At 70.6% G+C, this 25,375-nt stretch carries 15 protein-coding genes and 2 pseudogenes; 6 read left to right on the top strand and 11 right to left on the bottom strand.

All coding sequences use genetic code 11. From position 1 onward, the window contains the following. Positions 1 to 6: 6 nt before the first annotated feature. The 4 genes and pseudogenes from G6W55_RS38315 to G6W55_RS13980 all read right to left on the bottom strand — a co-directional run bounded on the left by G6W55_RS38315 (position 7) and on the right by G6W55_RS13980 (position 10,756). Complete coding sequence (locus tag G6W55_RS38315) at positions 7 to 7,926, bottom strand: RHS repeat-associated core domain-containing protein (RefSeq protein WP_254876243.1); 7,920 nt, start codon at positions 7,924 to 7,926, stop codon at positions 7 to 9. A gap of 517 nt (positions 7,927 to 8,443) precedes the next feature. Continuing rightward, positions 8,444 to 8,686 (bottom strand): DUF397 domain-containing protein, encoded by a 243-nt coding sequence (locus G6W55_RS13990; RefSeq protein WP_175521156.1) that lies wholly within the window; start codon positions 8,684 to 8,686, stop codon positions 8,444 to 8,446. Beyond that, positions 8,679 to 9,516: pseudogene (locus tag G6W55_RS13985) on the bottom strand (helix-turn-helix domain-containing protein). The gene G6W55_RS13990 and the pseudogene G6W55_RS13985 overlap by 8 nt, the downstream one beginning before the upstream one ends. A 10-nt stretch (positions 9,517 to 9,526) precedes the next feature. After that, complete coding sequence (locus tag G6W55_RS13980; protein ID WP_175521155.1) at positions 9,527 to 10,756, bottom strand: RNA-guided endonuclease TnpB family protein; 1,230 nt, start codon at positions 10,754 to 10,756, stop codon at positions 9,527 to 9,529. Positions 10,757 to 10,781: 25 nt separating this feature from the next. Between G6W55_RS13980 and tnpA the strand changes: the two genes are divergently transcribed. Then, complete coding sequence (tnpA, locus tag G6W55_RS13975; protein ID WP_175521154.1) at positions 10,782 to 11,198, top strand: IS200/IS605 family transposase; 417 nt, start codon at positions 10,782 to 10,784, stop codon at positions 11,196 to 11,198. A 171-nt stretch (positions 11,199 to 11,369) separates the two neighbouring features. Further along, entirely contained in the window at positions 11,370 to 11,897 is a 528-nt protein-coding gene (locus G6W55_RS13970) for a hypothetical protein (protein WP_254876249.1), read from the top strand. A 146-nt stretch (positions 11,898 to 12,043) separates the two neighbouring features. Here G6W55_RS13970 and G6W55_RS13965 read toward each other — a convergent pair. The 4 genes and pseudogenes from G6W55_RS13965 to G6W55_RS13950 form a co-directional block, all read right to left on the bottom strand. Then, positions 12,044 to 12,646: pseudogene (locus tag G6W55_RS13965) on the bottom strand (IS5 family transposase); the annotation flags it as partial. Positions 12,647 to 13,008: 362 nt separating this feature from the next. Beyond that, entirely contained in the window at positions 13,009 to 13,665 is a 657-nt protein-coding gene (locus G6W55_RS13960; RefSeq protein ID WP_175521152.1) for a DUF5063 domain-containing protein, read from the bottom strand. Next, positions 13,658 to 14,257 (bottom strand): recombination mediator RecR, encoded by a 600-nt coding sequence (gene recR, locus G6W55_RS13955; RefSeq protein WP_175521151.1) that lies wholly within the window; start codon positions 14,255 to 14,257, stop codon positions 13,658 to 13,660. The genes G6W55_RS13960 and recR overlap by 8 nt, the downstream gene beginning before the upstream one ends. A 58-nt stretch (positions 14,258 to 14,315) precedes the next feature. Next, complete coding sequence (locus tag G6W55_RS13950; RefSeq protein WP_175521150.1) at positions 14,316 to 14,657, bottom strand: YbaB/EbfC family nucleoid-associated protein; 342 nt, start codon at positions 14,655 to 14,657, stop codon at positions 14,316 to 14,318. Between the two features lie 410 nt (positions 14,658 to 15,067). On the opposite strand from G6W55_RS13950, the gene G6W55_RS13945 reads away from it, so the two are divergent. After that, positions 15,068 to 15,805, top strand: coding sequence for an SLATT domain-containing protein (locus G6W55_RS13945; RefSeq protein WP_175521269.1), 738 nt, complete (start codon positions 15,068 to 15,070; stop codon positions 15,803 to 15,805). Between the two features lie 560 nt (positions 15,806 to 16,365). Here the strand turns inward: G6W55_RS13945 and G6W55_RS13940 are convergent. From G6W55_RS13940 to G6W55_RS13930, 3 genes are all read right to left on the bottom strand, one after another. Beyond that, entirely contained in the window at positions 16,366 to 18,210 is a 1,845-nt protein-coding gene (locus tag G6W55_RS13940; RefSeq protein WP_175521149.1) for a protein kinase, read from the bottom strand. A 1,042-nt stretch (positions 18,211 to 19,252) separates the two neighbouring features. Further along, positions 19,253 to 19,735: a MarR family winged helix-turn-helix transcriptional regulator gene (locus tag G6W55_RS13935; protein ID WP_175521148.1), complete on the bottom strand. Its 483-nt coding sequence runs from the start codon at positions 19,733 to 19,735 to the stop codon at positions 19,253 to 19,255. Beyond that, positions 19,732 to 20,337, bottom strand: a complete 606-nt coding sequence (locus G6W55_RS13930; RefSeq protein WP_175521147.1) for a type 1 glutamine amidotransferase family protein — start codon at positions 20,335 to 20,337, stop codon at positions 19,732 to 19,734. Before G6W55_RS13930 ends, G6W55_RS13935 begins: the two co-directional genes overlap by 4 nt. A gap of 168 nt (positions 20,338 to 20,505) precedes the next feature. Here G6W55_RS13930 and G6W55_RS13925 point away from each other — a divergent pair, with 168 nt between their 5' ends. The 3 genes from G6W55_RS13925 to G6W55_RS13915 all read left to right on the top strand — a co-directional run bounded on the left by G6W55_RS13925 (position 20,506) and on the right by G6W55_RS13915 (position 25,273). Further along, on the top strand, positions 20,506 to 21,864 hold the full coding sequence (locus tag G6W55_RS13925) for an aspartate aminotransferase family protein (protein WP_175521146.1): 1,359 nt from the start codon (positions 20,506 to 20,508) through the stop codon (positions 21,862 to 21,864). Between the two features lie 146 nt (positions 21,865 to 22,010). Further along, complete coding sequence (locus tag G6W55_RS13920; protein ID WP_175521268.1) at positions 22,011 to 22,712, top strand: GntR family transcriptional regulator; 702 nt, start codon at positions 22,011 to 22,013, stop codon at positions 22,710 to 22,712. After that, positions 22,709 to 25,273: a dolichyl-phosphate beta-glucosyltransferase gene (locus G6W55_RS13915; RefSeq protein ID WP_175521145.1), complete on the top strand. Its 2,565-nt coding sequence runs from the start codon at positions 22,709 to 22,711 to the stop codon at positions 25,271 to 25,273. The genes G6W55_RS13920 and G6W55_RS13915 overlap by 4 nt, the downstream gene beginning before the upstream one ends. The last annotated feature ends 102 nt before the right edge of the window (positions 25,274 to 25,375 follow it).

Below are 25,375 nucleotides of genomic sequence, written 5' to 3'. Positions count from 1 at the left end.
GATGGGTCACCCGCCTCCGAGGGTGTCGGTGATGCCTAGCCGGTCCATGATGCTCCTGCACTGGTCGCAGGCTGGGATCAGCTCCCTGTTGCGCAGGTGGTCGAACGGTTTGTGCACCATCGCGAGGCTACGGCTCCCCTTGATCGTTTCGCCTGCGTTGAGGGCGTCAAGCATGCAGCCGATCTCGGCGCACCCCCGGTGATGACCGAGCTGGTTGTACACCCGCCGCAGGACCAGGGGCCAGTTGCTCGCTTCCGCCACCGACCTGGACTGGCTGAAGTTGAAGTACATGTTGCCGGACGGGGTCCACAGGACGCTGGTCGCGCCGCTGTTGGGTCCCGGACCCATTCTGAGGAGGTCGGTGTAGACCCTCAAGGGGCAGACGAGCGGGTTGTCGTTGTGGACGAGGACCGCGGTGCCCGCCGCCAGGACGTAGTAGGTGTGCAGGTCCTCGACGGTCAGGTTGTAGACCGAGGCCTGCTCGGTGTGGTGGCGGACGGCGGTGACCTGGACCCAGGTGCCGGAACTGGTCTGCAGCCACTGACCTGCCTTGAGGTCGCCGGCCTCCATCCACTCGTGGAGTCGCGGGATCCAGAAGGGGTGGCCGTCGGTGGCGGTGATGGTGCCGGTCCTGGCTCCGCTGGGCCCGTCGGTGTCCACGGTGATGTCGACGAGCTGTTTGTCCCCGTCTCCCTTGATCAGGGCGGTGACCTTGCGGGGGCCGGTCTCCCCGGTCTCGGGGTCGGAGGCGATCACGGTGTCGCCGATGGTGACGTCCTTGATGGGTTTGCGGGTGCCGTCGGCCATCAGGACCGGGGTGCTGCCGGTGAAGCTGTTGGGGGCCGCGCACCCTGCCACACGGGAGCCTGCCCTGCCTCCGAGCGCGGCGCCGAGGCCTTCGCCGAGCATGCCGGACAGGCAGCCGATGGCGGCGGACTGGCCGACCTGGCCCCAGTTGACCTTGCGGCCCGAGAGGCGCTGGGTGACCCAGTCCAGACCGCCGTCCATCAGGCCGCCGATGACACAGCCGGCGATCATGGGGCTGTTGCCGGAGGGGTCGGTGTAGGTCGTGGGGGAGGACAGGGCGTACTGGTAGAGGTTGGTACCGCCGGCCTGGCCGCTGGGGTCCTGGGAGATAAACCGGCCGGTCTGGGGGTCGTAGTAGCGGTCGCGGTAGTACAGCAGGCCGGTGCCGTCGTCCTCGCGGCCGGTGAAGGTGTAGGGGTTCGTCGATGCAGCGCCGAAAGCAGTGGAGGTGCCGTTCGGGTCGTAGGCGTAAGTGGTGGCGACGGTGCCGTCACTGCCGGCCAGGCCGACCACGCTGCCGAGGGCATCGGTCAGGTAGACCTGGGTCTTTCCGTCCTCGGTGCGGGACAGGAATTCGTCCAGGCCCGAGGTGGCCACGGTGGCCGCGGTCGCTCCCGACCCGTCCTGCTCCACCAGCGGGTTGGAACCGTCGGTGAGGTACCGCCTGGCGGTACCGCCGATGGTCTTCGAGATGCGCCCACCGAGTGCGTCGTAGCCGAATGACGAGGTGGTTGCGGCCTTGGCCAGGCCGGTCAGTTCGCCGCGCGCGTTCCAGGTGTAGGTGCGCAGACCGTCGTTCTTGAGTTGGCCGCTCGCGTCGTAGGTGAAGGTGCGGCTGTCGTAGCTGGTGATGCGGTTGTCCTTGCCGAACTGTGTGCCGCTCTCCGCGGCCGGCAGGGCCACCTTCGCCAGCGAACCGGTCAGGCCGGTCTGCAAGGCACGCTGGTCGCGCGTGTAGGCCAGGTTGCCGATGGCTGTTGCGCCTTGGGCGTAGGCGATGGATGTGATGACGCCGGTGGTGTCGTAGCCGGTGGTGCGGGTGACGCCGCCGGGCAGAGAAGCGGTCTTCTCCCGGCCTGTCGCGTCCAGGCCGAAGGAGACCTGCTGGGCACCGGACTTGATGGAGGTGAGGATGTCCGAGGTGTCGTAGCCGTACGTGGTGGTGGACCCGGCTGCGGTCATCTGGGAGCGTCTGTCCCCGGCGTCGTACTCATAGCCGACCGTGCCGGTGGGGCCTGTGGTGGACACGAGGCGGTCGTAGACGTCGTAGGTGAAGGACTGGTTGCCGGCCTGGCTGTCGCTGATCTGCTTGGGCAGGTCATTGTCGTAGTACGCATGGGTGACGGTGGACTCCGCCTGCCCCAGGGCGTCCACGCCGTACTGGGTGCGCTTGGGTCGGCCCAGCAGGTCGTACTCGGCCACGGCTGACGTGCCGGACCGATTGGTCGCCGTCCTGAGGAAACCGGCCGCGTCGTAGGCGAACAGTGCCTGCGCGCCGAGTGGATCGGTCGCCGACTTCGGTCGGTCGGCGTCGTCGTAGGCCCAGGTGGTGGTGTTGCCGCGGGCGTCCGTGAGGGTGGTGAGGTTGCCGTTGGCGTCGTAGTCGAGTTTGGCGGTGTGGCCCAGCGGGTCGGTGACCGTACGGGTCTGGTTGAGCTTGTCGTACGTCACGGTAGTTGCTGAGCCGGACTCGTCGGTCAGCGTGATCGGCCTGCCTGCGGCATCCGTGAACTGGGTGGAGGTGCGGCCTTCGGCGTCGGTGACCGCCGTGAGGTTGCCGTTGGTGTAGGTGTAGGTCGTGACCGCGTGCGAGGCGTCGGTGACTGTTTTGACCTGTCCGGCGCTGTTGTACGTGTAGCTGGTCTCGCGGCCTTCGGGGTCGGTGGTCTTCGTCAGGTTGCCGTTGGTGTCGTACGTGAACTGTGTGGTGTGGCCGAGTGCGTCGGTGATGCTGCTTGGCTGGTCGTAGGGGCCGTCGTAGACCACCGTGCCGGAAGCGCGGGCATGAGTGGTCCCAGCCAGTTCAACGGAGCTGGTGATGTGGCCTGTGCTGTCGTAGGACAGCTCGGTACGCCGCCCGTAGGGATCGGTCACCGCGTCGACGCGGCGTTCGGTGCCACGTTCGTAGACGGTCTTGCGGGCCAGGTTCGTTCCGTAGGCCTGGGTGTCGGAGGTGCCGTAGCCCTGGCTGAACTCCACCCGGCGTACGGCGCCGCCGGGCTGGGTCACCTCGGTGGCCGTGATCTCGTTCGCGCCGGTCGTGGTGTAGGCGAAGGAGTAGGTCTGTCCCTCAGTGAGGGTCTGCTGCTTGACTCTCCCGCTGGTGTCGAAGGAGTTGGTCATGTAGACGATGCCGCGGGCATCCTTCGCCGTGGCGATCCGGTTGGAGGTTCCGTCGTAGGTGTAGGAACTGACGTTGCCTGCCGGGTCGGTAACGGTCTCCAGGCGCCCGGCGGTGTCGTAGGTGTAGGAGACGCTGCGGCCGGAGTTGTCGCGGGCCTGGGTGACACGGCCCTTGGTGTCGTAGGCCAGGGTGATCCACCGCCCGCTGGAGCCGATGAGGCGGGTGAGAGCACCGCGGGTTCCGTCGGCACGAGTGAGGGTGAGAGTGTTGCCGTAGCGGTCGTGGATCTCCTTGAGCGGGGCGTACTGCGGGAACGTCCACACCGTGCCGTCAGGGAAAGTCAGGTCCCAGCCCGACTTGTTGTTCCAGTCGATCACCGTGCCTCGGAAGCGGCCCGAAGCGGTGGACGGGCGGAAGACAGCATCGCTGTAACCGGTGCCGGCCGACGTGCGGACATAGTGCACTTTCTGTCCGCCGGGAAGATACAGGTCGACCTGCTTGTACTGCTCCTGGGAATGCAGGAACGCGTTGTAGACGAGATCGCGGCCGATACCGAAGGCACGGCTTTCGGTATCGCCCTGCCAGTACGTTCGGGTGACCTCGATGGGGGTGAGGGGGTCGTTGACGGCCAGGTCTGTGCGGGAGTCGCTGAGCAGGCCTGTCGAGAGTTCCACCGGGTCACCGGAGAGCCAGTCCAGAGTGTCGTCGAGCCACGATGTCAGCCACGGCGGGAGCAGCGAGGTGTTGAACATCGCGCCGTGGAAGGCCCACACCCGGGTGCCGTCGTCCGGGACGACCTGGGTGCCGTCGGCGCTGACCTGGCCGTGCCCGTAGACGTACCAGCCTTTGTCCTTGGGGTCGTAGTCCATGAAGTCGACCCGGGTCCCGGGAGGTTCGTGTGTGTAGTTCGGGTAGACGATCTGGGCGCCTTCGGGAAACACATACGTGCCGCCGGGCTGCACGGTGAAGTAGACGGGCACGACCCCGTTCTTCGGCAGCGGGAAGGGCGCACGGTCGATGGGGATCGCGGTGATGCCGAGCCGGGTGACGACTTTGCCGTTCTCGTCACGGACCACCGAGCCCTTGGGGATACGCACTTCGAGCCCGGGGATCTGCGGCGTGGTCAGCACCACGTCCTTCTTCGCCGGAGCGTCGAAGGTGACGGCATGCTTGGTGTCCAGCGGCGTCATCCAGACCGGGAAGCCGAGATCGACCGAGGCACCGGCCTTGGGCCGGACACGGATGTCGAACCGGCCGTAGCTGCGCGAAGCTGTGTTGGCGGTGGCGCCGTCGACCACGAGGGTGGTCGCCTGCGGGCTGATCCCGGTGAGCAGGAACCGTCCCTGGGCATCCGTGCGCGTGCGGGTGGCCCCGACCCCCACTGTCACCTTGGCCAGCGGGGTGCCGTCCAGTTTCAGGACGTGCCCGGTCAGCGCCGTCCTTCCTGGCGGCGCCCGCAGCTTCGCCGGAGACTTCGGCGCGGTGCCGCGCCGGGTGACCCAGTCCCGGCCCGTGAGATTCTGCTTGTCCGGCTGCCATGCGTCGGCACCGTCCGGAACGATGCCGCCGACACTACTTCCTGTGCTGTCGCGGTCTCGGAGATCATGGCTGTTCTTGCGTGCGGACGAGGTTTCCTGGCGGGCGGCGTCCTCGGTCTGTGCCGTGCTGACGGCCGGCGTGGTGGACAGCCCCATGCTGTAGGTGCCGGTCTTTGACAGGGTGGGGGCCACGGTGACGGTGTAGGTGCCGGTCGCGGGGAGCGCCGGCAGCACATAGGACGTCGTTGTGGTGGCCATGTAGGCGGCGTTGACCAGCCATGTTCCGTCCGGGGTGGACACCGACAGATACCACGCGTAGGGCGGGGTGCCCAGTCCGAGGGTGAGCTTCTGTCCGGCCGTGCCGGTGAAGGTGAAGTGAGCGTTCTGTCCTGCGGTGTTCAGAGCGGCGGACTTGGTGCCGCCGTCAACGGTGAGGGCTCCGCCGTCCGTATCGGGGATCAGGGTGGCGGTGGCGCTGCCGGTGACCGGCTGGCTCGGCTGCAGTATCAGCCGGTGTGTTCCCGCAGCCAGGGGTGCTCTGAGGTCCACGTCGGTGGTGGAGAGGTAGCCGAGGGTGGTGGGTGTGCTGGATCCGGGGCTGAGCAATTTGATGGGTGTGGATCCGGTAAGGGTGGTGCCCGTGAACATCACCGACGCGCCGCTGCCTGCGGTGGCGGTCAGTGTGTACTCCAACTGCTGTCCGGGCCGGGTGATGGTTCCCGTACGGGCGGTCTGCGACAGCGAGCCGGCGTTGGCGGGGCTGGAGAGCCACACGGTCACACCGCCGGTGGCCGCGTTCTGAGGTTCGAGCAGCAGTGTGTAGGACGAGCCTGGTGTCAGCCCCGTCAGGGGGGCTGCCTGCGCGGTGTTGCTGGACAGGACGGTGACGTAGGAGCCGTTTCCGCCTGCCGGGCCGACCAGGTAGAGGTACGAGAGCTGGTCGATGGTGTTGCCGGTGACCCCCACCCCGAGGAAGTCGGCGGCGGGGGCGGTGAAGCGGGCTCGGATGCGCTGGCCGGGACGGCTGACTGTGAACGGCGCTGCGTTGCCGTCGACGGCAACGTCGACCGTGAGATCGGCGGAGAGCGTCAGCTTCATGCCACCCTGGACGCCGTTCACGGGATCGAAGACCACGGTGTACGTACCGGTCTCGGGCAGGTCCGACAGTCCCTGGGTGCGTCCGGCGGTGGATGACATCGCGGCGGTGCTGACAACTTTGGTGCCGGACGGGGCGATCACGTCGAACAGGACGGTTGTGGTGAACGTGTTTTCGCTGATGCCGAGTGACAGGTCGTCTCCTGCCGAGGCGTTGAACGTCGCCTCGGCGTTCTGGCCGAGACGGGTGATCTGCGCGGCGACCGACGCACTGGTACTGGACAGTTGCCCCATGGCCACGGTCCGGGACAGCGTCGTTGCCAGCGTGCCGGTGCCGATGCGGTCGGGGGTGACCTTCAGCCGGTACGTTCCGCTCTGGGTGAGGGTGGCGCTGTCCCATTCGGCGGTCGCGCCAGCGGACACGATGAAGCTGTCGGTTTTGCTGCCGTCGGGGGCGAACACCTGGTAGTTGACGTATGACGGGAAGCCGGTCGAGGTGACGCCGAGGGAGAGCTTCTGCCCGGCTAGTGCGCTGAAGGACAGCGTGCCGTCCTGTCCCGGCCGGCTGATTCCCAGTTCTACGGCGTTCTTGTCGGGGTCGAGCCCCGTGGCCTGTGCGTAGTGCGACACAGTCACGGTGGCGGTGCCGGTCGCGCCGTTGGCCGGATCGAGATACAGGCTGTACACGCCGGCGGAGGGCAGGGCATCGATGTCCAGCGAGCCGGTGAAGGCCTTGGAGACGTAGAGACTGTCGACCTGATCGCCGCTGGGGGAGTACAGGCGAACGGCAAGCCCGTCGGTCATCGCGGCAGTGTCGACGCCCAGGCTGAAGGAGTCGCCTTTGGCGGCCGCGAGTGTCCACCGTCCGTCCTGGCCCATCCGGCTCATCACGGTGGCGGCCGGGGCGTCGGTGAAATGCAGTTCCCCTCCATCTGGCTCGGACACGGTCACGGTCACGGCACCGGTGCCGTCCGCCAGAGGGTCGATCACGAGGGAGTACGTCCCGGACGCCGTCAGGCCGTCCGCCTCGTAGTCGCTTGCCCCGGCGGAGATGTAGCCGGTGGAGCCCACTGCGTCGCCGCGCGGGTCGATCAACTGGACTGCTGCTGACGAGGTGAAGGTGGCCTGGGCGAATCCCACGGAGATGTGCTGGCCCTGTTCGGCGTCGAACAGCACCAGGCCGCGCTTGCCGGGCGTGGTGACGGCGACGGATACCGCCGGCCCGTCGGCCACCGAGGTGCGGACCGTCGTCTCGAACGATGCCGCGTCTTCCGAGAGCGGCACTGTGAAGTCGGCGGGCGAGGTCGTCTTCCCGTCCGGTGTCTGCACCGTGATCCGCCCGGTCGTCGTTCCCTCCGGAACCTTCACCGTGAGGGTCGTGGACGTGGCCCGCACTGATTCGGCCAAAGTGTCCCCGTTGAAGCGCACCAGATTGTCGGAAGCCGTGGCGGCGAACCCGGATCCGGCAAGGACGACCTCCGTACCGGCCGGGCCGGCCGGGGGCTGCACAGAGGTGATCGAGGGACCGGGAGAGGCCAGGCTGAAAGCCTCGGTGGACTTTGCGGTGGAAGCACCAACCGCTACGGACACAGGGCCTTCGGCGGCACCGTCGGGGACCGTCACCACAAGACGGGTGGCCGAGGCATGCCCCACCACGGCACTTTTTGAGCCGAACGTCACAGCATTGGCCGACGGCGTCGTGGAGAAACCGGTGCCTGACAGGGTGACCGTGGCGCCGGCCTTGGCACGCACGGGCACCACGGACAGCACGGACAGCGTGCTGGAGGAGAACCGGTCGATCCCGAGCCGGTTGCCCGCCTGGTCGTAGCGGTAACGAGCCGTCTCCCCGACAGGATCGGTCACCCCCACGAGTCGGCCCGCCGCATCGTAGGCGTAGACAGCGTTGCTCGTGGTCGGCCCGACGGCCGTCTCCGAGCCCGCCGTTGCCGGTGCGGGCTGCGCCGACTGGTCCTGCGGATCCTGGAGTTGCCCGGCCGGAACCGAGGGGGAGACAGACGGTCGAGGCTGCACGGCCTGCGCCGACACGGAACCAGCAGCCAGCGCGAGCACCAGCGTTCCCACAGCAACCAGACGCCTCCGGCTCCCTCTGGCCGCGCGTAAGAACCCGCCCCGTGACTGCATGCGCCCTCCCCAGCGCACTTCGAGAGGCCCTTCAGCCTCTTGGCCTCACCCTCACCGCACGAGCCGTCCTACGGTAAGCACTGCACGTCATGTACGCGACACCTATTGGTGCGTTTGGCGGGTTGCTGTCCCGGCGCCAACGTGTGCTGCAGGCCGCACACTCCATCGGCTGCGCACATCTGAGCATGTGCGATTCGGCCCGATCAGAAACGGACGCAGCCCGTCCTTGCTGCAGGTCAGATGTTGAATGGCGTAAATATGCTGCTGGTATCGCAGTGCCTTGCGTCCGCCTCTCCCGCGGCGTCACTGGCAAACCATGCAAGGTCGGCGGGTGTCTGCGGACCCATACCCCAATGCTCATGCCGGCGGCGCGCGGATGACACGCTTCCTCACCAACACCACCGGCCGACCCATCGCCGAGCAGCCACCGAGACGCAAAAAATCGCTTCCCTGGTACTCGACGAGGTCCTATGGACCGAAGGATTTACTTCACGGAGTTTGGGCCGCCGGGCGGGCCTCAGGCCCCGAGCCGGGTGCCGGCGAGGAACGCCTCCCAGGTGGACGCGGCGACCCTCAGCGCGGGGCCGTCGGCGACCTTGGAGTCACGGACGTGGACATCGGCGGAGAGGGCGACCTCGACGCAGGCGCCGTCCTCGTCGTCGCTGTACGTGGACTTGAACCAGTCCAGGGCGACCTCGACACAGTTGCCGCCCTCGCTGTCGCTGTAGCTGGACTTGAACCACTTCAGGCGTTCACTCACGTTGATCCACCATCCGCTCGATGAAACGGGCCGACTCGTCCGGGTCGAGGGCCTGCGTACGGATCATGCTAAGTCGCTCGGTCACGCGGCTGACAACCCCTGGATCGGACGAAAGCTCGCTGGCGAACGACCCTTCGGTGAAAGCGAATCGGTCGTAGTCCCGGGTCTCCAGGAGCACCATGGGCCCCAGCAGCGCCGCCGGAACGACACGGTCGAACGGCAGCACCTGCACCACGACATTGCGAGGTCGGGCCGCTTCCAGCAGTCGACGCAACTGCTCGCCGTCCACCAACGGGCAGCGCAGCGCAGCCTCGTAGAGCACGAAGCTCAGACCGACCGGCGGCTTCCGCTCGGCGAGGACGGCCTGTCGTTCCATGCGGGCCGCGATGCGCTCCTCGACCGTCTCCTCGTCCAGCAGCGGAACGTGGTTGTCGATGAGCGCGCGCGTATTCCCTGGTCTGCAACAGGCCCGGGATGTACGTGACTTCGTACGACCAGATGCAGGTCGCCTCCCGCTCCCGCTCCATGAAGTCCTGGGCTCGCGCCGGGAACCTCTCGCGGTCCAGGAACTTCTTCGCCGCACTCAACATCCCGTCCGCGTCGCACAGTGCGTCCGCGATGTCCAGTACACGGGGAGTCGGGCGACGCACGCCGCGTTCCATCGACCCGATCGTCTCCGGAGAGTAGTTGGCGGCAGACGCCAGCTTCTCCCGGGTGACGTCCGCCTTCGTCCGCCAGCGCTTCAGCTGGTCGCCGCTGTAACGCCACGCGGCGGGCGGCTGGTTGTTGTCACCGGTCACGGCATCCACCTCCGCTACCGAATTTGACATCCTCCCCGGCCTAAAGGCCGGGGATTCCCGCCTGCTCCCACCGGACGGGTGAGGGCTTCGGGTGGGTTCCTGCCTCGCTGCGCGGTGCCGGGACGAGTCCCGGTCTTACCTGCGCTCCACAGGCTGACACCGCCAGTCCGGCGGCCTTGGCGACGTTGACCGCCGCGTTGATGTCCCGGTCGAGGACCGCCCCGCACGCCTGGCACGTCCATACGCGGACGTTCAGCGGCTTGGGGCCGTCCTTGACACCGCACCGCGAGCACACCTGGGAGGTCGGCTCGAACCGGCCGATCTTCACGAAGGTGCGCCCGTACCGGGCGGCCTTGTACTCCAGCATGGACACGAACGCCGACCATCCGGCGTCGTGGACGGACTTCGCCAGGCGCGTGCGGGCGAGTCCCTTCACCGCCAGGTCCTCCACGGCGACCGCTTGGTTCTCGCGGATCAGCTTCGTGGAGAGCTGGTGGTGGAACTCGCGGCGCGCGTCGGCCACCTGCGCGTGTGCGCGGGCGACCTTGATCCGGGCCTTGTTCCGGTTGCTCGAGCCCTTCTCCTTGCGGGAGAGGGCACGCTGTGCCTTCTTCAGTCGCTTCTCGGCCCGGCGCAGGAAGCGCGGGCTGTCGACCTTCGTGCCATCCGAGAGGACGGCGAAGTGCCCGAGACCGAGGTCGACGCCCACCTCGGGTGTGGTCTCGGGGAGGACTTCCTCCGGGCCGGTCTCGACGACGAAGCTCGCGAAGTACCGGCCCGCACTGTCCTTGACCACCGTCACTGTCGACGGCACGGAGGGCAGCGTCCGCGACCACTTCACCTTCAGGTCGCCGATCTTCGGCAGGCGCAGCTTCTCGCCGGTCGTGATCGACCAGCGGGCGTTCGCGGTGAACCGGACCGACTGCCGGGTGTCCCGCTTCGACTTGAACCGCGGTGCTCCCATGCGCGGGCGCTTGCCCTTGAGGCCGTCGAAGAAGTTCCGGTACGCGGTGTCCAGGTCGCGAAGCGACTGCTGGAGGATCACCGCCGAGACCTCGCCGAGCCAGGCCCGTTCCGGGGTGTTCTTCGCCTCGGTGATCAGCGCCTTCGACAGATCGCCGGTCTTGGGGAACGGCATGCCTTCGCTGCGGGCGGTCTCCCGAGCCCTGAGGGCGTCGTTGTAGACCACCCGCGCGCACCCGAACGCCCTCGCCAACGCCATGCGCTGACCGGCGCTCGGGTACAAGCGGAAGCTGTACCGAAGCTGCACGCGGATCATGATACACAGTTGGTTTATGGGTATCGATGAGAACGTTCGCACTGGTCGTCACTGTGTCTTCCGCATGCATGTCCACTTGGTTTTTGTGACGAAGTACCGGCACAAGGTCTTCGCCGACCGGCATCTGACGCGGTGCGAGGAGATCATGCGGGCCGTGTGTGAGGACTTCGAGGCCGAGCTGGTCGAGTTCAATGGCGAGAACAACCACGTCCACCTGCTCGTGAACTTCCCGCCGAAGGTCGCCGTGTCCAGGCTGGTGAACTCCCTCAAAGGCGTGTCCTCCCGCAGGCTCCGCCAGGAGTTCCCTGACCTGGTCCGCCACTACTGGCGGGCACAACGACTCTGGTCCGGCTCGTACTTCGCCGGCTCCGTCGGCGGCGCGCCGCTCAGCATCGTGAAGCAGTACATCGAGCAGCAGAACCGGCCGCTCTGACCTTGGCCGAGGTGGACAGTGCGGATCCGTGCACACAGCTGAGGTCAGAGCAGCTCTCAGAAGCTGTTGTCGTTCCGAATCTGAGGGCGATGTTTTCGCTGGTCAGGCATAGGGTCGGCGATTCGGTGGGAGTGGTGGCGTGTCGTGTCGTCGCTCCCCGGGAGGTCGCGGATGCCGTCGGTGGTCGGACTGCTGGAACAGCACGAGCTCGCTGCTCGTCGTCGTGTCGAGGGGTTGCGTGAGGAAGCCGATCGCATCCAGGCCGAGCTGGCCGCGGCCGAGGAGGAATGGCAGGAGTGGGCGATCGCCCGCAGGCGAGTGGGCACGGTCCTGGCTCCGGACGGCGGCAGCATCGCTGTCGAGGAGGTCGTCCCCGGCACGGTCGCGGGCTCGACGTCCCGGCAGGCGGCGAGGGCGAGGTCGCAGGTGCCGGTGTGGCGTGAGGGGCTGGCCTGGTCGGTGCTGTCGGTGGACTACCAGCGCATCCTTGGGGCGCTCGCCGACCGGGACCGGCTCCATCAAGGGCCGCTGACCTGCCAGGAGTTGGCCGTGTTGTTCGGTCTGGACGCAGTGCCGGCCAAGGTGGAGGCGTTGCGGTCGAAGGCGAAACGTCTGGTCGCGCGCGGCTGGCTGGCCGAGGGGCAGCCGGGCCGGTTCACGCTGGCTGCGGGTGTGGCCGGGCCAGGCGGCGGGTCATGAGCAAGGTCATCGACCAGTAGATCATCGCCTCGGCGCTGGTGGTGCGGCGTTCGTAGTCGCGTGCGAGGCGGCGGGTGCGCATCAGGGTGGGCGAAGAGGCGCTCGACGATCCACCGCTTGGGCAGGACCACGAAGCCGCGCATGTTGTCGCTGCGCTTGACGATCGCAAGAACCAGGGCGAGCGCGGTGAGGCAGCGCTCGACGAGATTGCCGGTGTAGCCGCCGTCGGCCCAGACCAGCTCCAGCCGGTGGTGCACGTCGGCGACCTGCCCGAGCAGGACCCGGGCGGCGGCACGGTCTCCGGTGTCCGCGGCGGTGACCATCACGCCCAGCAGCAGGCCGAGCGTGTCGACCACGACGTGCCGCTTGCGGCCATTGATCAGCTTGCCGCCGTCGAAGCCGCGACTGTCGGCGCCTACGACCGCGTCCGCCTTGACGGACTGCGAGTCGATCACCCCGGCTGTCGGCTCCGTGTTGCGTCCGTTCCTCTCGCGGATCCTCGATCGCAGCCGGTCGTGGAACTCTTTGACCAGGGCGTGGTCGCGCCAGCGGCGGAAGAACGCGTAGACGCGGTCCCACGGCGGGAAGTCGGCCGACATGGCCCGCCACTTGATGCCGTTGTCGACGAGGTAGCGGGTCGCATCGAGTATTGCCCGGTGGCAGTAAGCCTCCGGCTGTCCGCCCCGACCCCGCAGCCAGCCCGGCACGGGCAGCAGCGGCCGGACCACGGCCCACTCCGCGTCCGTCATGTCCGAGGGATACCGCCGAACACGTTCCGGGTGATCGGCCGCGTTTCCGAACCGGTGAGCGACACAATCACACGTCGGTGCAGCCGAGTTGAACTCCACCGGCGTGAGCACGTACAACTGCGGCAACAGGGTCTCCTGGATCTCGGTTGGCTTCGCAACCCCGAGCTACCAAGAGGCCCTGCCTTCATGCCCGCGACCAGCTGCGATCACCCGATCGAGACTCCCGTTCGACACACACCCCTCAAGATCGGAACGACAACAGCTACTCAGATTCGCTTCACCACCGGGCTGAAGCCCGGTGCACTGCGAATAGTCCCGGTAGCGAAGAGGTGATCGGCAGTGACGGGGAACGGTGGGATCCGTCAGGAGCGGATGCCCAACTGGCCGCCGATCTCCTTCGCCATGACCTGGCCCGCCTCGAATTCCAGGGTTTCGTCGCCCATCGTGGCCTGGTCGGTGTCGAGGCCGTCGAGTTCCTGGAGGGGCTGGTCCAGGCGGATGTGGGCCAGGACCGAGTGCAGGGCGCGCAGGGTGGCCGAGGCGGTGGAGCCCCAGTTGGAGAAGTAGGAGAACTGCCACCACCACAGCGCCTCGGTGGTGCGGCCGGCCTTGTAGTGGACCATGCCGTGGCGCAGGTCGGCGATGACGTCGGCGAGGTCGTCGGAGATCCGGGCCGGCACGGGGGCCCGGCGGGGCTCGTAGGGGTCGAAGACCTCGGAGTAGATGTCGACCGGGTCCAGCAGCCGGGCGAGGTTCTCGCGCAGTTCGTCCACGTCCGGCTCGAAGCCGGGGTCGGGCTCGTAGCGCTCGTCGGGGAGGATGTCCTCGTGGGCGCCGAGGCGGCCGCCGGCCAGCAGGAGCTGGGAGACCTCCAGCAGGAGGAAGGGCACGGCGGAGCCCGGTTCGTCGCCCTTCGCTACCTCCGTCACCGCGACCAGGAAGCTCTCCACCTGGTCCGCGATCTGGACCGCGAAGTCGTCCGGGTTCTGCTCGGTCGCGTGCAGCGTGGCGTCAGACATCTAGGAGTCGTCTCCCCTCGAAGGCGCGGCCCAGAGTGACCTCGTCCGCGTATTCCAGGTCGCCACCCACCGGGAGGCCGCTGGCCAGGCGGGTGACCTTCAGGCCCATGGGCTTGATCATGCGGGCGAGGTACGTCGCCGTGGCCTCGCCCTCCAGGTTCGGATCGGTGGCCAGGATCAGCTCCGTGACCGAACCGTCGGCCAACCGCGCGAGAAGTTCCCGTATCCGCAGATCGTCGGGTCCGACACCCTCGATCGGGCTGATCGCGCCCCCCAGCACGTGGTACTTGCCGCGGAACTCACGGGTCCGCTCGATCGCGACGACGTCCTTCGGCTCCTCCACGACACAGATGACCGTGGGGTCGCGGCGCGGGTCGCGGCAGATCCCGCACAGCTCCTCCTGCGCGACATTGCCGCAGGTGGCGCAGAAGCGGACCTTCGCCTTGACCTCCATCAGGGCCTGCGCGAGACGCCGTACGTCGGTGGGCTCCGCCTGGAGGATGTGGAAGGCGATCCGCTGCGCGCTCTTGGGACCGACGCCGGGCAGCCGCCCCAGTTCGTCGATGAGGTCCTGGACCACGCCTTCGTACAACGGACTGCCGTCCTTCCTGGGTTCGTTGAGAACGTACGGTAGTTGGGGGAGGCCGGTCTTAGAAAGGCAGCCCGGGAATACCGCCGCCGCCGAGGCCCTGGGCGAGCGGGCCGAGCTTCTGCTGCTGGAGGGTCTGCGCGTTCTCGTTGGCCGCCTGGACGGCGGCGACGATCAGGTCGGCGAGGGTCTCGGTGTCCTCCGGGTCCACCGCCTTGGGGTCGATCCGCAGCCCGCGCAGTTCGCCGGAGCCGGTGACCGTGGCCCGCACCAGACCGCCGCCCGCCTGGCCGTCGACCTCGGTGTTCGCCAGTTCCTCCTGGGCGCGGGCCAGGTCCTGCTGCATCTTCTGGGCCTGCTGGAGGAGCTGCTGCATATTGGGCTGGCCACCACCGGGAATCACGATCAGCTCCTGTTCCGTACCGCCGTCGGGGGCGGGTTTTCCCGCCTGGCACGAGCCTACGTGCTCTGTGCGGGTGTCGCCCCAGCACTCTTTCGAGTGAGTTCACCAGGCGGCGTATACCTGATCAAGGCCCACTTCCGGGCGGAAAGCAGGCGAAACCTTCCTCTTCGCCACCCATTGGGCGGTAGGAAGGATCCGGAGCATCAGCAGTATCGGTGTCATCGGACGTCACGGGAGTCCCACGCGGCGTCACCGTCCGTGATCGGTGACGGTCGGCTGTGTCCGGCTCGCGGTCGGTTCGCGTTCGGTTCGCGTTCCGTTCGGGACAGGGTGAGATCGGCCGGGATCAGTCGGATCAGTCGGGATCAGTCGGGATCAGTTGGGAGTGCCGGGTGGCGCAGCAGCCGGAGATGCAGCCCGAGGGCCCGCCTCAGGACGGGCGGGGCGGTGAGGGCGCGGCCGGGGCGCGGCCGGGCGATCTGACGGGGCGGACGCTGCCGCTCGGGGACTGGGGCGAGCCCGCGGAGCGGCTGGACGAGCTGTACCGGTGGGTGGAGCGCGGGGCGCTCCAGACGGCGGCCTGGTATCTCTCCGACCGGGTGTGGAAGCGGCGGGGCGCGCGGGTGCTGCGCGGCGGGGCGGCGGCGGGGGCGGTGACCGGGGCGGCGCTGCCGCTGCTGGATCTGACCGGGGTGCTGAGCGGGTCCGCGCCGTGGGGGTATCTGGCGCTGCTGGTGGCGGTGGCGTGTGTGGGGGTGGACCGGTTCTTCGGGGTGACGTCCGGGTGGATGCGGGACGTGGCGACGGCGCAGGCGGTGCAGCGCAGGCTCCAGGTGCTCCAGTTCGACTGGGCGTCGGAGGGGGTGCGGGAGGTGCTGGGCCCGGCGGAGGGAACGGCGAGCGAGGCGGCGGAGCGGTGCCTGGGGGTGCTGCGCAGGTTCTCCGAGGACATGACCGAGCTGGTGCGCGCGGAGACGGCGGACTGGATGGTCGAGTTCAGAACCGGTTCGGCCCCACTCGCCATCCAGTCGGCGAACGGCTTCGGTGGCCGAGCGGAGGGCCCCGGCGGGCAGAGCCGCTTCCCGCTACCACCGGGGGCGAACGCCAGGCCGAACATGCCGCGCCAGCGGCCACCGGAGCCCCGCTGAGCGACTCGCCGCCCCGGTCGCCTGGGCTCACCGGCGGGTGCAGCCGACCGCGCCGCCCGGGGGCCCGGCGCCAAGCCGGACATGCCGCGCCGACGGCCACCGGAGCCCCGCTGAGCGACTCGCCGCCCCGGTCGCCTGGGCTCACCGGCGGGTGCAGCCGACCGCGCCGCCCGGGGGCCCGGCGCCAAGCCGGACATGCCGCGCCGACGGCCACCGGAGCCCCGCTGAGCGACTCGCCGCCCCGGTCGCCTGGGCTCACCGGCGGGTGCAGCCGACCGCGCCGCCCGGGGGCCCGGCGCCAAGCCGGACATGCCGCGCCGACGGCCACCGGAGCCCCGCTGAACACCCCTCCGACTCCGGACCCCGGCGGGCGTGGCCGATCGCGCCGCCGGGACGGGGCGCTTCCCGCTGCCGCCGGGGGCCGACGCCCGCTCCAACATGCCCCGCCAACGGCCCCGGAGCCGCGCTGAACGACCCTCCGCGGGCGTGGCCGACCGGCACCGCACCGCACCGTCGACGCAGGGCGCCTCCCGCTGTCGTCGGAGCCCGCGCCGAGCGGTTCAGCGGCGGGTGTAGGTGAGCTTCTCGCCGGTCTCCTCGTTGACGCGTTGGAGGCGGCCGTCCGAGAGCAGGCTGACCTGGGTGGCGGCGCCCGGGGTGCAGGAGGACAGGGGGCGGCCGGTGGTGACCTTGGACGGGCCGATCTCCAGGGGGCCCGAGCCGGTGGGCTCGGCGGCGAGCTTCGCCGTGAACTCGCAGTGGTAGGAGTCGCCGTCGGCGATCAGGGTGAGGACCGCGTCGCCCACCTCGCCCTGGGTGAGGGTGAGGCGGCGGGTGTTGTTGCCGGTCTCGTTGTCGATGCTGGCGGTCCAGACGCCGAGGTAGTCGTCCGGGACCGTGCCGTCCTCCTTCTTCGAGGCGGACGGGGACGGCGACGCCGACTCCTCGTCCGTGACGGCGGGGTCGGGGCTGTCCGGACCGGCCGCGGCCGAGCTGCGGGTGCCGGTCGGGGTGGCCGTGGTCCCGCCGTCGTCGCCGTTCAGGTAGGCGTACACCGAGCCGCCGGCCGCGAGCGCCACGATCACGGCGATCACCACGAGCAGGACGGTGCCCCGGCCGCGACGCGGCGACTCCGGCTCCTCGAACCCGGGGACGTGCGGGGCGGCGGGGCCGAAGGGGTCGAACGGCTGCACGCCCCGGCCGGGGGCGGCGGGCTGGCCGGGGTGCGGGGCGTACGCGTTGTGCGGGGTGTAGGAGTGGTGGGCGTTCGGCGAGGTGTACGGGTTGTGCTGGGCCGGGGTCGTCGGCCAGGGGGCGGACGGCTGGTGCTGCTGGGGGAAGGCGGACGGCTGCGGGTGCTGCTGCGGGCCGCCGCCGTACGCCGGGTGCGCGGCGGGTGCCTGGGGCGGACGGGGCGCGACCATCGTGCGGATCCGGTCGCCGGAGGCGTCGTCGCCCTGCCGTCCGCCGTGCTCGGGCGTGGCGTCCGGGTCCTCGGCGTCCAGCAGTTGTACGGCGTGCCGGCCGAGCTGGGCGACCAGCGCGCCCGGCAGCCAGGGGTCGCGGGAGTGGCCGTCGGTGACGGTGTCCTGGACGCCGGTGCGCTCCAGGATCCAGGCGAGCGAGGGCCGGTCCGCGGGGTCCTTGGCCAGGCAGGCCCGGACCAGCTCGGCTATGCCGCCGGGGACACCTTCGAGGGCCGGTTCCTCCTCGGCGACCCGGAACAGCAGGGCGTGCACACCGCTCTCGGTGCCGCCGAAGGGGAGCGTGCCGGTGGCGGCGTAGGCGAGGACGGAGCCCAGGCAGAAGACGTCGCTGGCCGGGGTGACCGCCTCGCCGCGGACCTGCTCGGGCGCCATGAAACCGGGCGAGCCGATCACCGCGCCGGTCATGGTCAGCCCGCTCTCGGACACCGACTCCAGGGCCCGCGCGACACCGAAGTCGATGACGCGGGGGCCCTCGATGGTGAGCATCACGTTGGACGGCTTGAGGTCGCGGTGGACGATCCCGGCGGCGTGGATGTTGGTCAGGGCGTGCGCGAGACCCGCCCCGAGGATGCGCACCGAACGCTCGGGCAGCGGGCCGAAGTCCGTGCCGACGACCTGCTGGAGGCTCGGCCCCGCGACATAGCCGGTGGCGACCCAGGGCACGGCGGCCTCGGTGTCGGCGTCGAGGACGGGCGCGGTCCAGTAGCCGCCGACCCGCTGGGCGTTGCGCACCTCCTGTCGGAACCGGGCCCGGAACTCCTCCCGGGCCGCCAGTTCCGGCCGCACCAGCTTGACCGCGACGGTCCGCCCCCGGTCCGAACGCGCGAGGTAGACCTGCCCCATTCCACCGGCACCGAGCCGGCCCAGCAGCCGATAGGCGCCGATCCGCTGCGGATCCCCCGGGCCCAGCTTCTCCATCGCCGCCTCACCTTCTCCCCACACATGCGATCGGGGCGAGGATAATCGGCCTTTTCGGGGAGTCGGGCGACACGGGGTCCACGATTACGTAACAGGGCCGGTCGACGTCCGTCGGTGGACCGGCTTCTCCCCCACGCCCGCCGACTGCCGACCAGCCCCCGAGGGCCACGCGCCCGGGGCCCGGCACAACCCGGCCCACCGGCCCGAGGCGAGGCCCCACCGGGTGCCCGGACGATCGGCGCGAGGCGCCATGGGCCACGTTCGGGCAGCGGTACCGCGCCCCGGCCACGCGCCCGGCATCGCCTCAGCAGAGGGAACGGGCCAACGTCCGCCGGACGACCAGGCAACCCCTCCCGCCACCGGCAGCCAACCGGCCCCCGAGAGCCACACGCCCTGCACCGCCCCGGCCCGGGAAACAGGCCGACATCCGCCGAACGACCAGGCAACCCCTCCCGCCGTCGACAGCCGACCGGCCCCCGAGAGCCACACGCCCTGCACCGCCCCGGCCCGGGAAACAGGCCGACATCCGCCGAACGACCAGGCAACCCCTCCCGCCGCCGACAGCCAACCGGCCCCCGAGAGCCACACGCCCTGCACCGCCCCGGCCCGGGAAACAGGCCGACATCCGCCGAACGACCAGGCAACCCCTCCCGCCGTCGACAGCCGACCGGCCCCCGAGAGCCACACGCCCTGCACCGCCCCGGCCCGGGAAACAGGCCGACATCCGCCGAACGACCAGGCAACCCCTCCCGCCGCCGGCAGCCGACCGGCCCCCGAGAGCCACACGCCCGGCACCGCCCCGGCACGGGAAACAGGCCGACACCCGCCGGACACCCGGGCAACCCCCCTGCCGTCGACAGCCAACCCACCCCCGAGAGCCACACGCTCGTCCGGGCCCGGCCCGCCCCCTCCCCCGCCGACGCGCGGGCCCCGCGGCGCCGCAGCCGCGCCGGGCGATGGCGGCGCCGTGGCAGCCCTCCACGGCCCCAGCGGGCCCGGCGGAGCCACCGTCGTCACCAGCCCGCTCGCGACTGACGCCGGGCTACCGCCGCGTGTCCGGCCCGGCCTCGGCAGGTGTCGGGAGGCCCAGTTCCTCCAGGACCCGGGTCAGGCGGTGCAGGCCCGCCACCAGGGCCGCCAGGTCCGTCTCGCCGTATGTCTCGCTCAGGCGGCTCGCGAAGGCCGCGTGGCCCGGGTCGATGCGGGTGATCGCTGTGCGGCCCTCCGGGGTGGGGGCCAGGAGTTTGGCCCGGCGGTGGGACGGGTTGGGGTGGTATTCGGCCAGGCCGCGGTCGACCAGGAGGTCGGCGATGCGCTGGACGCTCTGCCGGGTGATGCCCATGGCGCGGGCGATCCCGGACACCGGCAGCGGCTCGCCCAGCACCGCGCCGAGCACCTGCCACCAGGCGGCGGTGAGGCCGGCCGGGCGGGCCAGTTCCTCGGCGACCGCGAGGAACTGGCCGTTGAGGCGGAAGACCGCGAGCGCGCTGCCGCTCAGCAGCTCCTGGGGCTCCGGGCCGCTCACCGCGCCCCGGCCTTCTCCAGGACGGCGTACGCCTCCGGGTCGGAGTCGTGGAACAGCCGGTACCAGGCGTCCAGCACCTCGCCCTCGTACACGCCGAGCAGTCCGAGGACCTCACGGGCGAACGCGACCGGCTCGGTGGGGCCCGCGGTGATCAGGCCCCGGTCGGTGACCGCGTCCTTCTCGACGTACCGTCCGCCGCCGTCGTAGCCCGTCGCGGCCAGGTAGAAGGAGACCGCGCTCGTGTGGTCCCGGTCGTCGAGCAGCCCCTCGCGGGCGAGCCCCGCGGTGGCCCCGCAGATCGCCGCGACCGGCGTGCCCGCGGCGAGGAACGCGCGGGCCGTGCGGGCGAAGGGCGCGAGGTCGTCCGAGGTGTCCCACAGGTCGGCGCCCGGGAGGATCAGCAGCGCGCCGTCCTCGGGGCGTACGTCGTCCAGCGCCAGGTCGGGCCGGACGCGCAGCCCGCCGATGCTGGTCACCGGGTCCGTGGACGCCCCGACGGTGCGGATCTCGTACCCGCCCCGCGCGAGGTACGCCGTCGCGTGCCCCGTCTCCCAGTCGGCGAAGGTGTCGTACACGGCGAGATACACGGGCTTGCGGCTCATGGCTCCTCCAAAGTCCACCGTTCAGATGACAGGATGCTGTCACTTATGCAGCATGCTGTCAATCCCTGCCTCCCGCTTCCCCACGCCCGACAACCTGTCGCGGAAAGGCCCCGACCGCAGACAGGACGCCCATACCGGTTCCGCATCGCGGACATCTACGCTCGCGCCATGACCCCTCAGACCGACCCCCGGGCCGGCGCGGCCGTGAAGGCCGCCGACCGCGCGCACGTCTTCCACTCCTGGTCAGCGCAGGACCTCATCGACCCGCTCGCCGTGGCCGGCGCGGAGGGGTCGTACTTCTGGGACTACGAGGGCAAGCGGTACCTCGACCTCACCAGCGGGCTCGTCTACACCAACATCGGCTACCAGCACCCGAAGGTCGTCGCCGCGATCCAGGAGCAGGCCGCGCGTCTGACCACCTTCGCGCCCGCCTTCGCGGTCGAGGCCCGTTCCGAGGCCGCCCGGCTGATCGCCGAGCGGACCCCCGGCGACCTGGACAAGATCTTCTTCACCAACGGCGGCGCCGACGCCGTCGAGCACGCCGTGCGCATGGCCCGGCTGCACACCGGCCGCCCCAAGGTGCTCTCGGCCTACCGCTCGTACCACGGCGGTACGCAGCAGGCCGTCAACATCACCGGCGACCCCCGCCGCTGGCCCTCCGACAGCGCCTCCGCCGGGGTGGTGCGCTTCTGGGCGCCGTACCTGTACCGCTCGCGCTTCTACGCCGAGACCGAGGAGCAGGAGTGCGCGCGGGCGCTGGAGCACCTGGAGACGACGATCGCCTTCGAGGGGCCCGCCACGATCGCCGCGATCATCCTGGAGACGGTCCCCGGCACGGCCGGGATCATGGTCCCGCCGCCCGGCTATCTCGCGGGCGTGCGGGAGATCTGCGACAAGTACGGGATCGTCTTCGTCCTGGACGAGGTGATGGCCGGGTTCGGGCGCACCGGTGAGTGGTTCGCCGCCGACCTCTTCGGGGTCGTCCCGGACCTGATGACCTTCGCCAAGGGCGTGAACTCGGGATACGTCCCGCTCGGCGGCGTCGCCATCTCCGGCGCGATCGCGGAGACCTTCGGCAAGCGCGCCTACCCGGGCGGGCTGACCTACTCCGGGCACCCGCTGGCCTGTGCCGCGGCCGTCGCGACGATCAACGTCATGGCGGAGGAGGGCGTCGTCGAGAACGCCCGCGACCTGGGCGCGTCCGTCGTCGAGCCCGGCCTGCGGGAACTCGCCGAACGGCACCCGAGCGTCGGCGAGGTGCGCGGCGTCGGCATGTTCTGGGCGCTCGAACTGGTCAAGAACCGCGAGACCCGCGAACCGCTGGTGCCGTACAACGCGTCCGGCGAGGCCAACGCGCCCATGGCCGCCTTCGCCGCCGCCGCCAAGCAGGCCGGAGTGTGGCCGTTCGTGAACATGAACCGCACCCACTTCGTGCCGCCGCTGAACACCGGCGAGGCCGAGCTGAAGGAGGGCCTGGCGGCCCTGGACGCGGCCCTCACGGCGGCCGACGCGCACACGGAGGGCTGACAGCGGGCCGCGAGCGCGGTCACAGGCGGGGCACATGTTTCGCGCCCCGTTCGCACCGGCTCTTGAATTCCTCGAACGCGTAAGGTGGCGTGCTCGTACACAACGGCGAGCACGCCATCGACCCGTACGAGGGAGACACCCCGAACATGCCCGGCAGCAGTGGCAACGGCGCCGTGACGCGCAGCACCCTGCGGCAGCAGATCGCCGACGCGCTCCGCGACGAGGTGCTGGCGGGGCGGCTCCAGGCCGGGCAGGAGTTCACCGTCAAGGAGATCGCCGAGCAGTACGGCGTCTCCGCCACCCCGGTCCGCGAGGCGCTGGTGGACCTCTCGGCGCAGGGGCTGCTGGAGGCCGACCAGCACCGCGGCTTCCGGGTGCACGCGTACTCGGTCGCCGACTACCGGGGCATGATCGAGGCCCGCGCCCTGATCATCGAGGGCATGTTCCTGCGCATGGAGCAGGACAGCGAACGCTTCCACCGCCCCGACGACCCCCGGATAGCGGCCGCCGTCGCCGGGGTGCGGCGGCGCGGCGAGGAGGCCCAGCGGGCCGCCACCGCCGGCGACCTCACCGTGCTGATCGGCTACGACCTGCGCTTCTGGCGCGAGCTGTCCGCCCTGTTCGGCAACCCCTACCTCGCCGACTTCCTGCACCGGCTGCGGGTGCAGACCTGGGTGTGCACGGTGCAGCATCTGCGCCGGCTGAGCGATCTGCGCGGCCATCTGTGGTCCGGGCACACCGACCTCGTGGACGCCCTGTACCGCCAGGACACCGGCACCGCCCGCGCGATGCTCGCCGCGTACAACGCCGACTCCGTCGCGCTGATCGAGCGCCTGGCGGCCGGATGAGCGCGGAGGGCGCGCTGGAACAGCGGGCGAGCGACCTCCCCGGCCCCGAACCGGCCCACACCGCACCGGCCGAGCCTCCACCGGTCCACACCGCACCGGCCGACCCCCCACCGGCCCCCTCCGGCACCGGCGTCCCGGACCTCTCCGACACCGGCGTCCCCGACCTCTCCGTCGTCGTCCCCGCCTATGACGAGGAGCGGCGGATCGGGCCCACGCTCGACGCGGTCACCCGGTATCTCGGGGAGTCCGGCGGGAGTTGGGAGATCGTGGTCGCCGACGACGGCTCCACCGACGGCACCCGCGAGGTGGTCACCGGCCGACGCGACCCCCAAGTCCGGCTCGTCGGCGACCCGGTGAACCGGGGCAAGGGGCACGCCCTGCGGCTCGGGATCGCCGCGAGCCGGGGCCGCCGGGTCCTCGTCATGGACGCCGATCTCGCCGCGCCCGTCGAGGAGTTGGCGCATCTGGAGCGGGCGCTGTCCGAGGGGCACGCGGCGGCGATCGGCTCCCGTGCGGTGCCGGGCGCCACGCTCGGCGCGCGCCAGCGCCGGATCCGTGAACTCCTCGGCACGGCAGGGAACTTCCTCATACGCGGGACCACCCTGCGCGGCATCCGCGACACCCAGTGCGGCTTCAAGCTGTTCGACGGCGACAAGGCCCGCGCCGCGTTCGCCGCCTCCCGGCTGGACGGCTGGGCCGTGGACGTGGAGGTGCTGCGCCACTTCCGGCGGGCCGGATGGCCGGTCGCGGAGGTCCCGGTGCACTGGTCGCACCGGCCCGGCTCCAAGGTCCGCCCGCTGGACTACCCGCGGTTCCTGCGCGACCTGGTACGGCTGCGGCTGCACTCCGTACGGCCCGCGGACGCCCTGGCCGCCGTCCTCTTCCTGGTCCTGTCCGTCGCGCTGTACTCCGGGCGCGTGTTCGACCCGGCCCACCGCTATCTCACCGACTCCCTCCAGGACCAGAACCAGTGGGAGTGGTTCTTCGCGGTGACCGCCGACAACGTGGCGCACCTGCGCAACCCGCTCTTCACCGGCCTCCAGGGCTTCCCCGACGGGGTGAACCTGATGGCCAACACCACCATGCCGGGTCTCTCGGTCCCCCTCACGCCCGTCACCCTGCTCCTCGGCCCGGCCGTCACGCTCAGCCTGGTGATGGTGCTGGGCCTGGCCGCCACCGCCGTCGCCTGGTACCGGCTGATCCTGCGCCGACTCGTGGAGCGGCGCTCGGCCGCCTTCGTGGGCGCCGCGCTCGCCGCGTTCGCGCCCCCGCTGGTCAGTCACGCCAACGCGCACCCCAACTTCGTCGTCCTGTTCATGATCCCGCCGATCGTCGAACGCGCCCTGCGCCTGGCCGGCGCCGACGGGGCGCGGACCCGGGACGCGGTCGTCCTCGGCCTGATGACGGCCTACCAGCTCTTCCTGGGCGAGGAGGCCCTGCTGCTCGCCGCGCTGGGCATGCTGCTGTTCGCCCTCGCCCACGCCGCCGTACGCCCGGACCTGGCGCGCACCGCCGTACGCCCCCTGCTGCGCGGCCTCGCGGTCGCCGCCGCCGTCTGTCTGCCGCTCGTCGTCTACCCGCTGGCCTGGCAGTTCTCGGGACCGCAGAGCTACACCGGGATCGAGCACGGCCCCGGCACCGCCAACACCGTGCGCGCGCTGCTCACGTTCGCCGAGCGCTCCCTGCTCGCGGGCGACGCGGCCCGCGCCGACGCCCTCTCCCTCAACCCGACCGAGCAGAACGCCTTCTACGGCTGGCCCCTGGCCCTGCTCGCCCTCGCGATCACCGTACGGCTGCGGCGGCGACCGGTCGTCGTCGCGCTGGCCCTCACCGCGCTGGCCGCCGCCGTGCTCTCGCTGGGCTCCTCCGTCCACGTCCCGTTCACGCAGGTCACGGTCCCCGGACCGTGGGCACTCCTGGCGGACCGGCCGCTGTTCGAGTCGGTCATCGAGAGCCGGGTCGCGCTGGTCTGCGCCCCGCCGCTCGGCATGCTGCTCGCCCTGGCCGTCGACCGGCTCCCGAAGGTCCGGCGGCCCGGCACCCGGTACGCCGGGCTCGCCGTCGTCTGCCTGGCGCTGCTCCCGCTCGTCCCGGCCCCGCTGCGGTCCGAGCCGCGCGCCGAGGTGCCCGCCTTCTTCACCGACGGGACCTGGCGGTCGTACGTCCGCGCCGGCGAGACCCTGGTCCCGGTGCCGCTCGCCGAACCCGCCGACGCCGAGGCCCTGCACTGGCAGACCGCCACCGGCCTGGGCTTCCGGATGCCCGGCGGCTACTTCAACGGCCCCTACGGCGACGGCGACCGCAGCGGTGTCTACGGCGTCCCGATGCGGTTCACGGCCGGTCTGCTGCACGACGTCCGGCAGACCGGCGTCGTCCCGGTGATCGACGACGCCGCGCGGGCCGCGGCGCGGGCGGACCTGGCGTACTGGCGGGCCGGGGTGCTGGTGCTCGGGCCGCAGCCGCACGCGGACGCGCTGCGCGAGACGGTCGACGAGCTCGTGGGCCGCCGCGGGGGGCGGGTGGGCGGAGTGTGGGTATGGGACCTGCACGACCGGAGCTGAGAGGGGCCGTACCGACTACTCTTCCCTGACCGTCCGATGACTGTCCGACGCACCATGGGGTACACCGGGTGACACCGGCCCGCTGCCGCCGACCCGCTGAGT

This window comes from Streptomyces sp. CAI-85 (assembly GCF_013363615.1).
GTDB lineage: Bacteria > Actinomycetota > Actinomycetes > Streptomycetales > Streptomycetaceae > Streptomyces > Streptomyces antibioticus_B.
The sequence above is the reverse complement of the archived record's forward strand: the minus strand, read 5'-3'. Positions and strand labels throughout refer to the sequence as shown.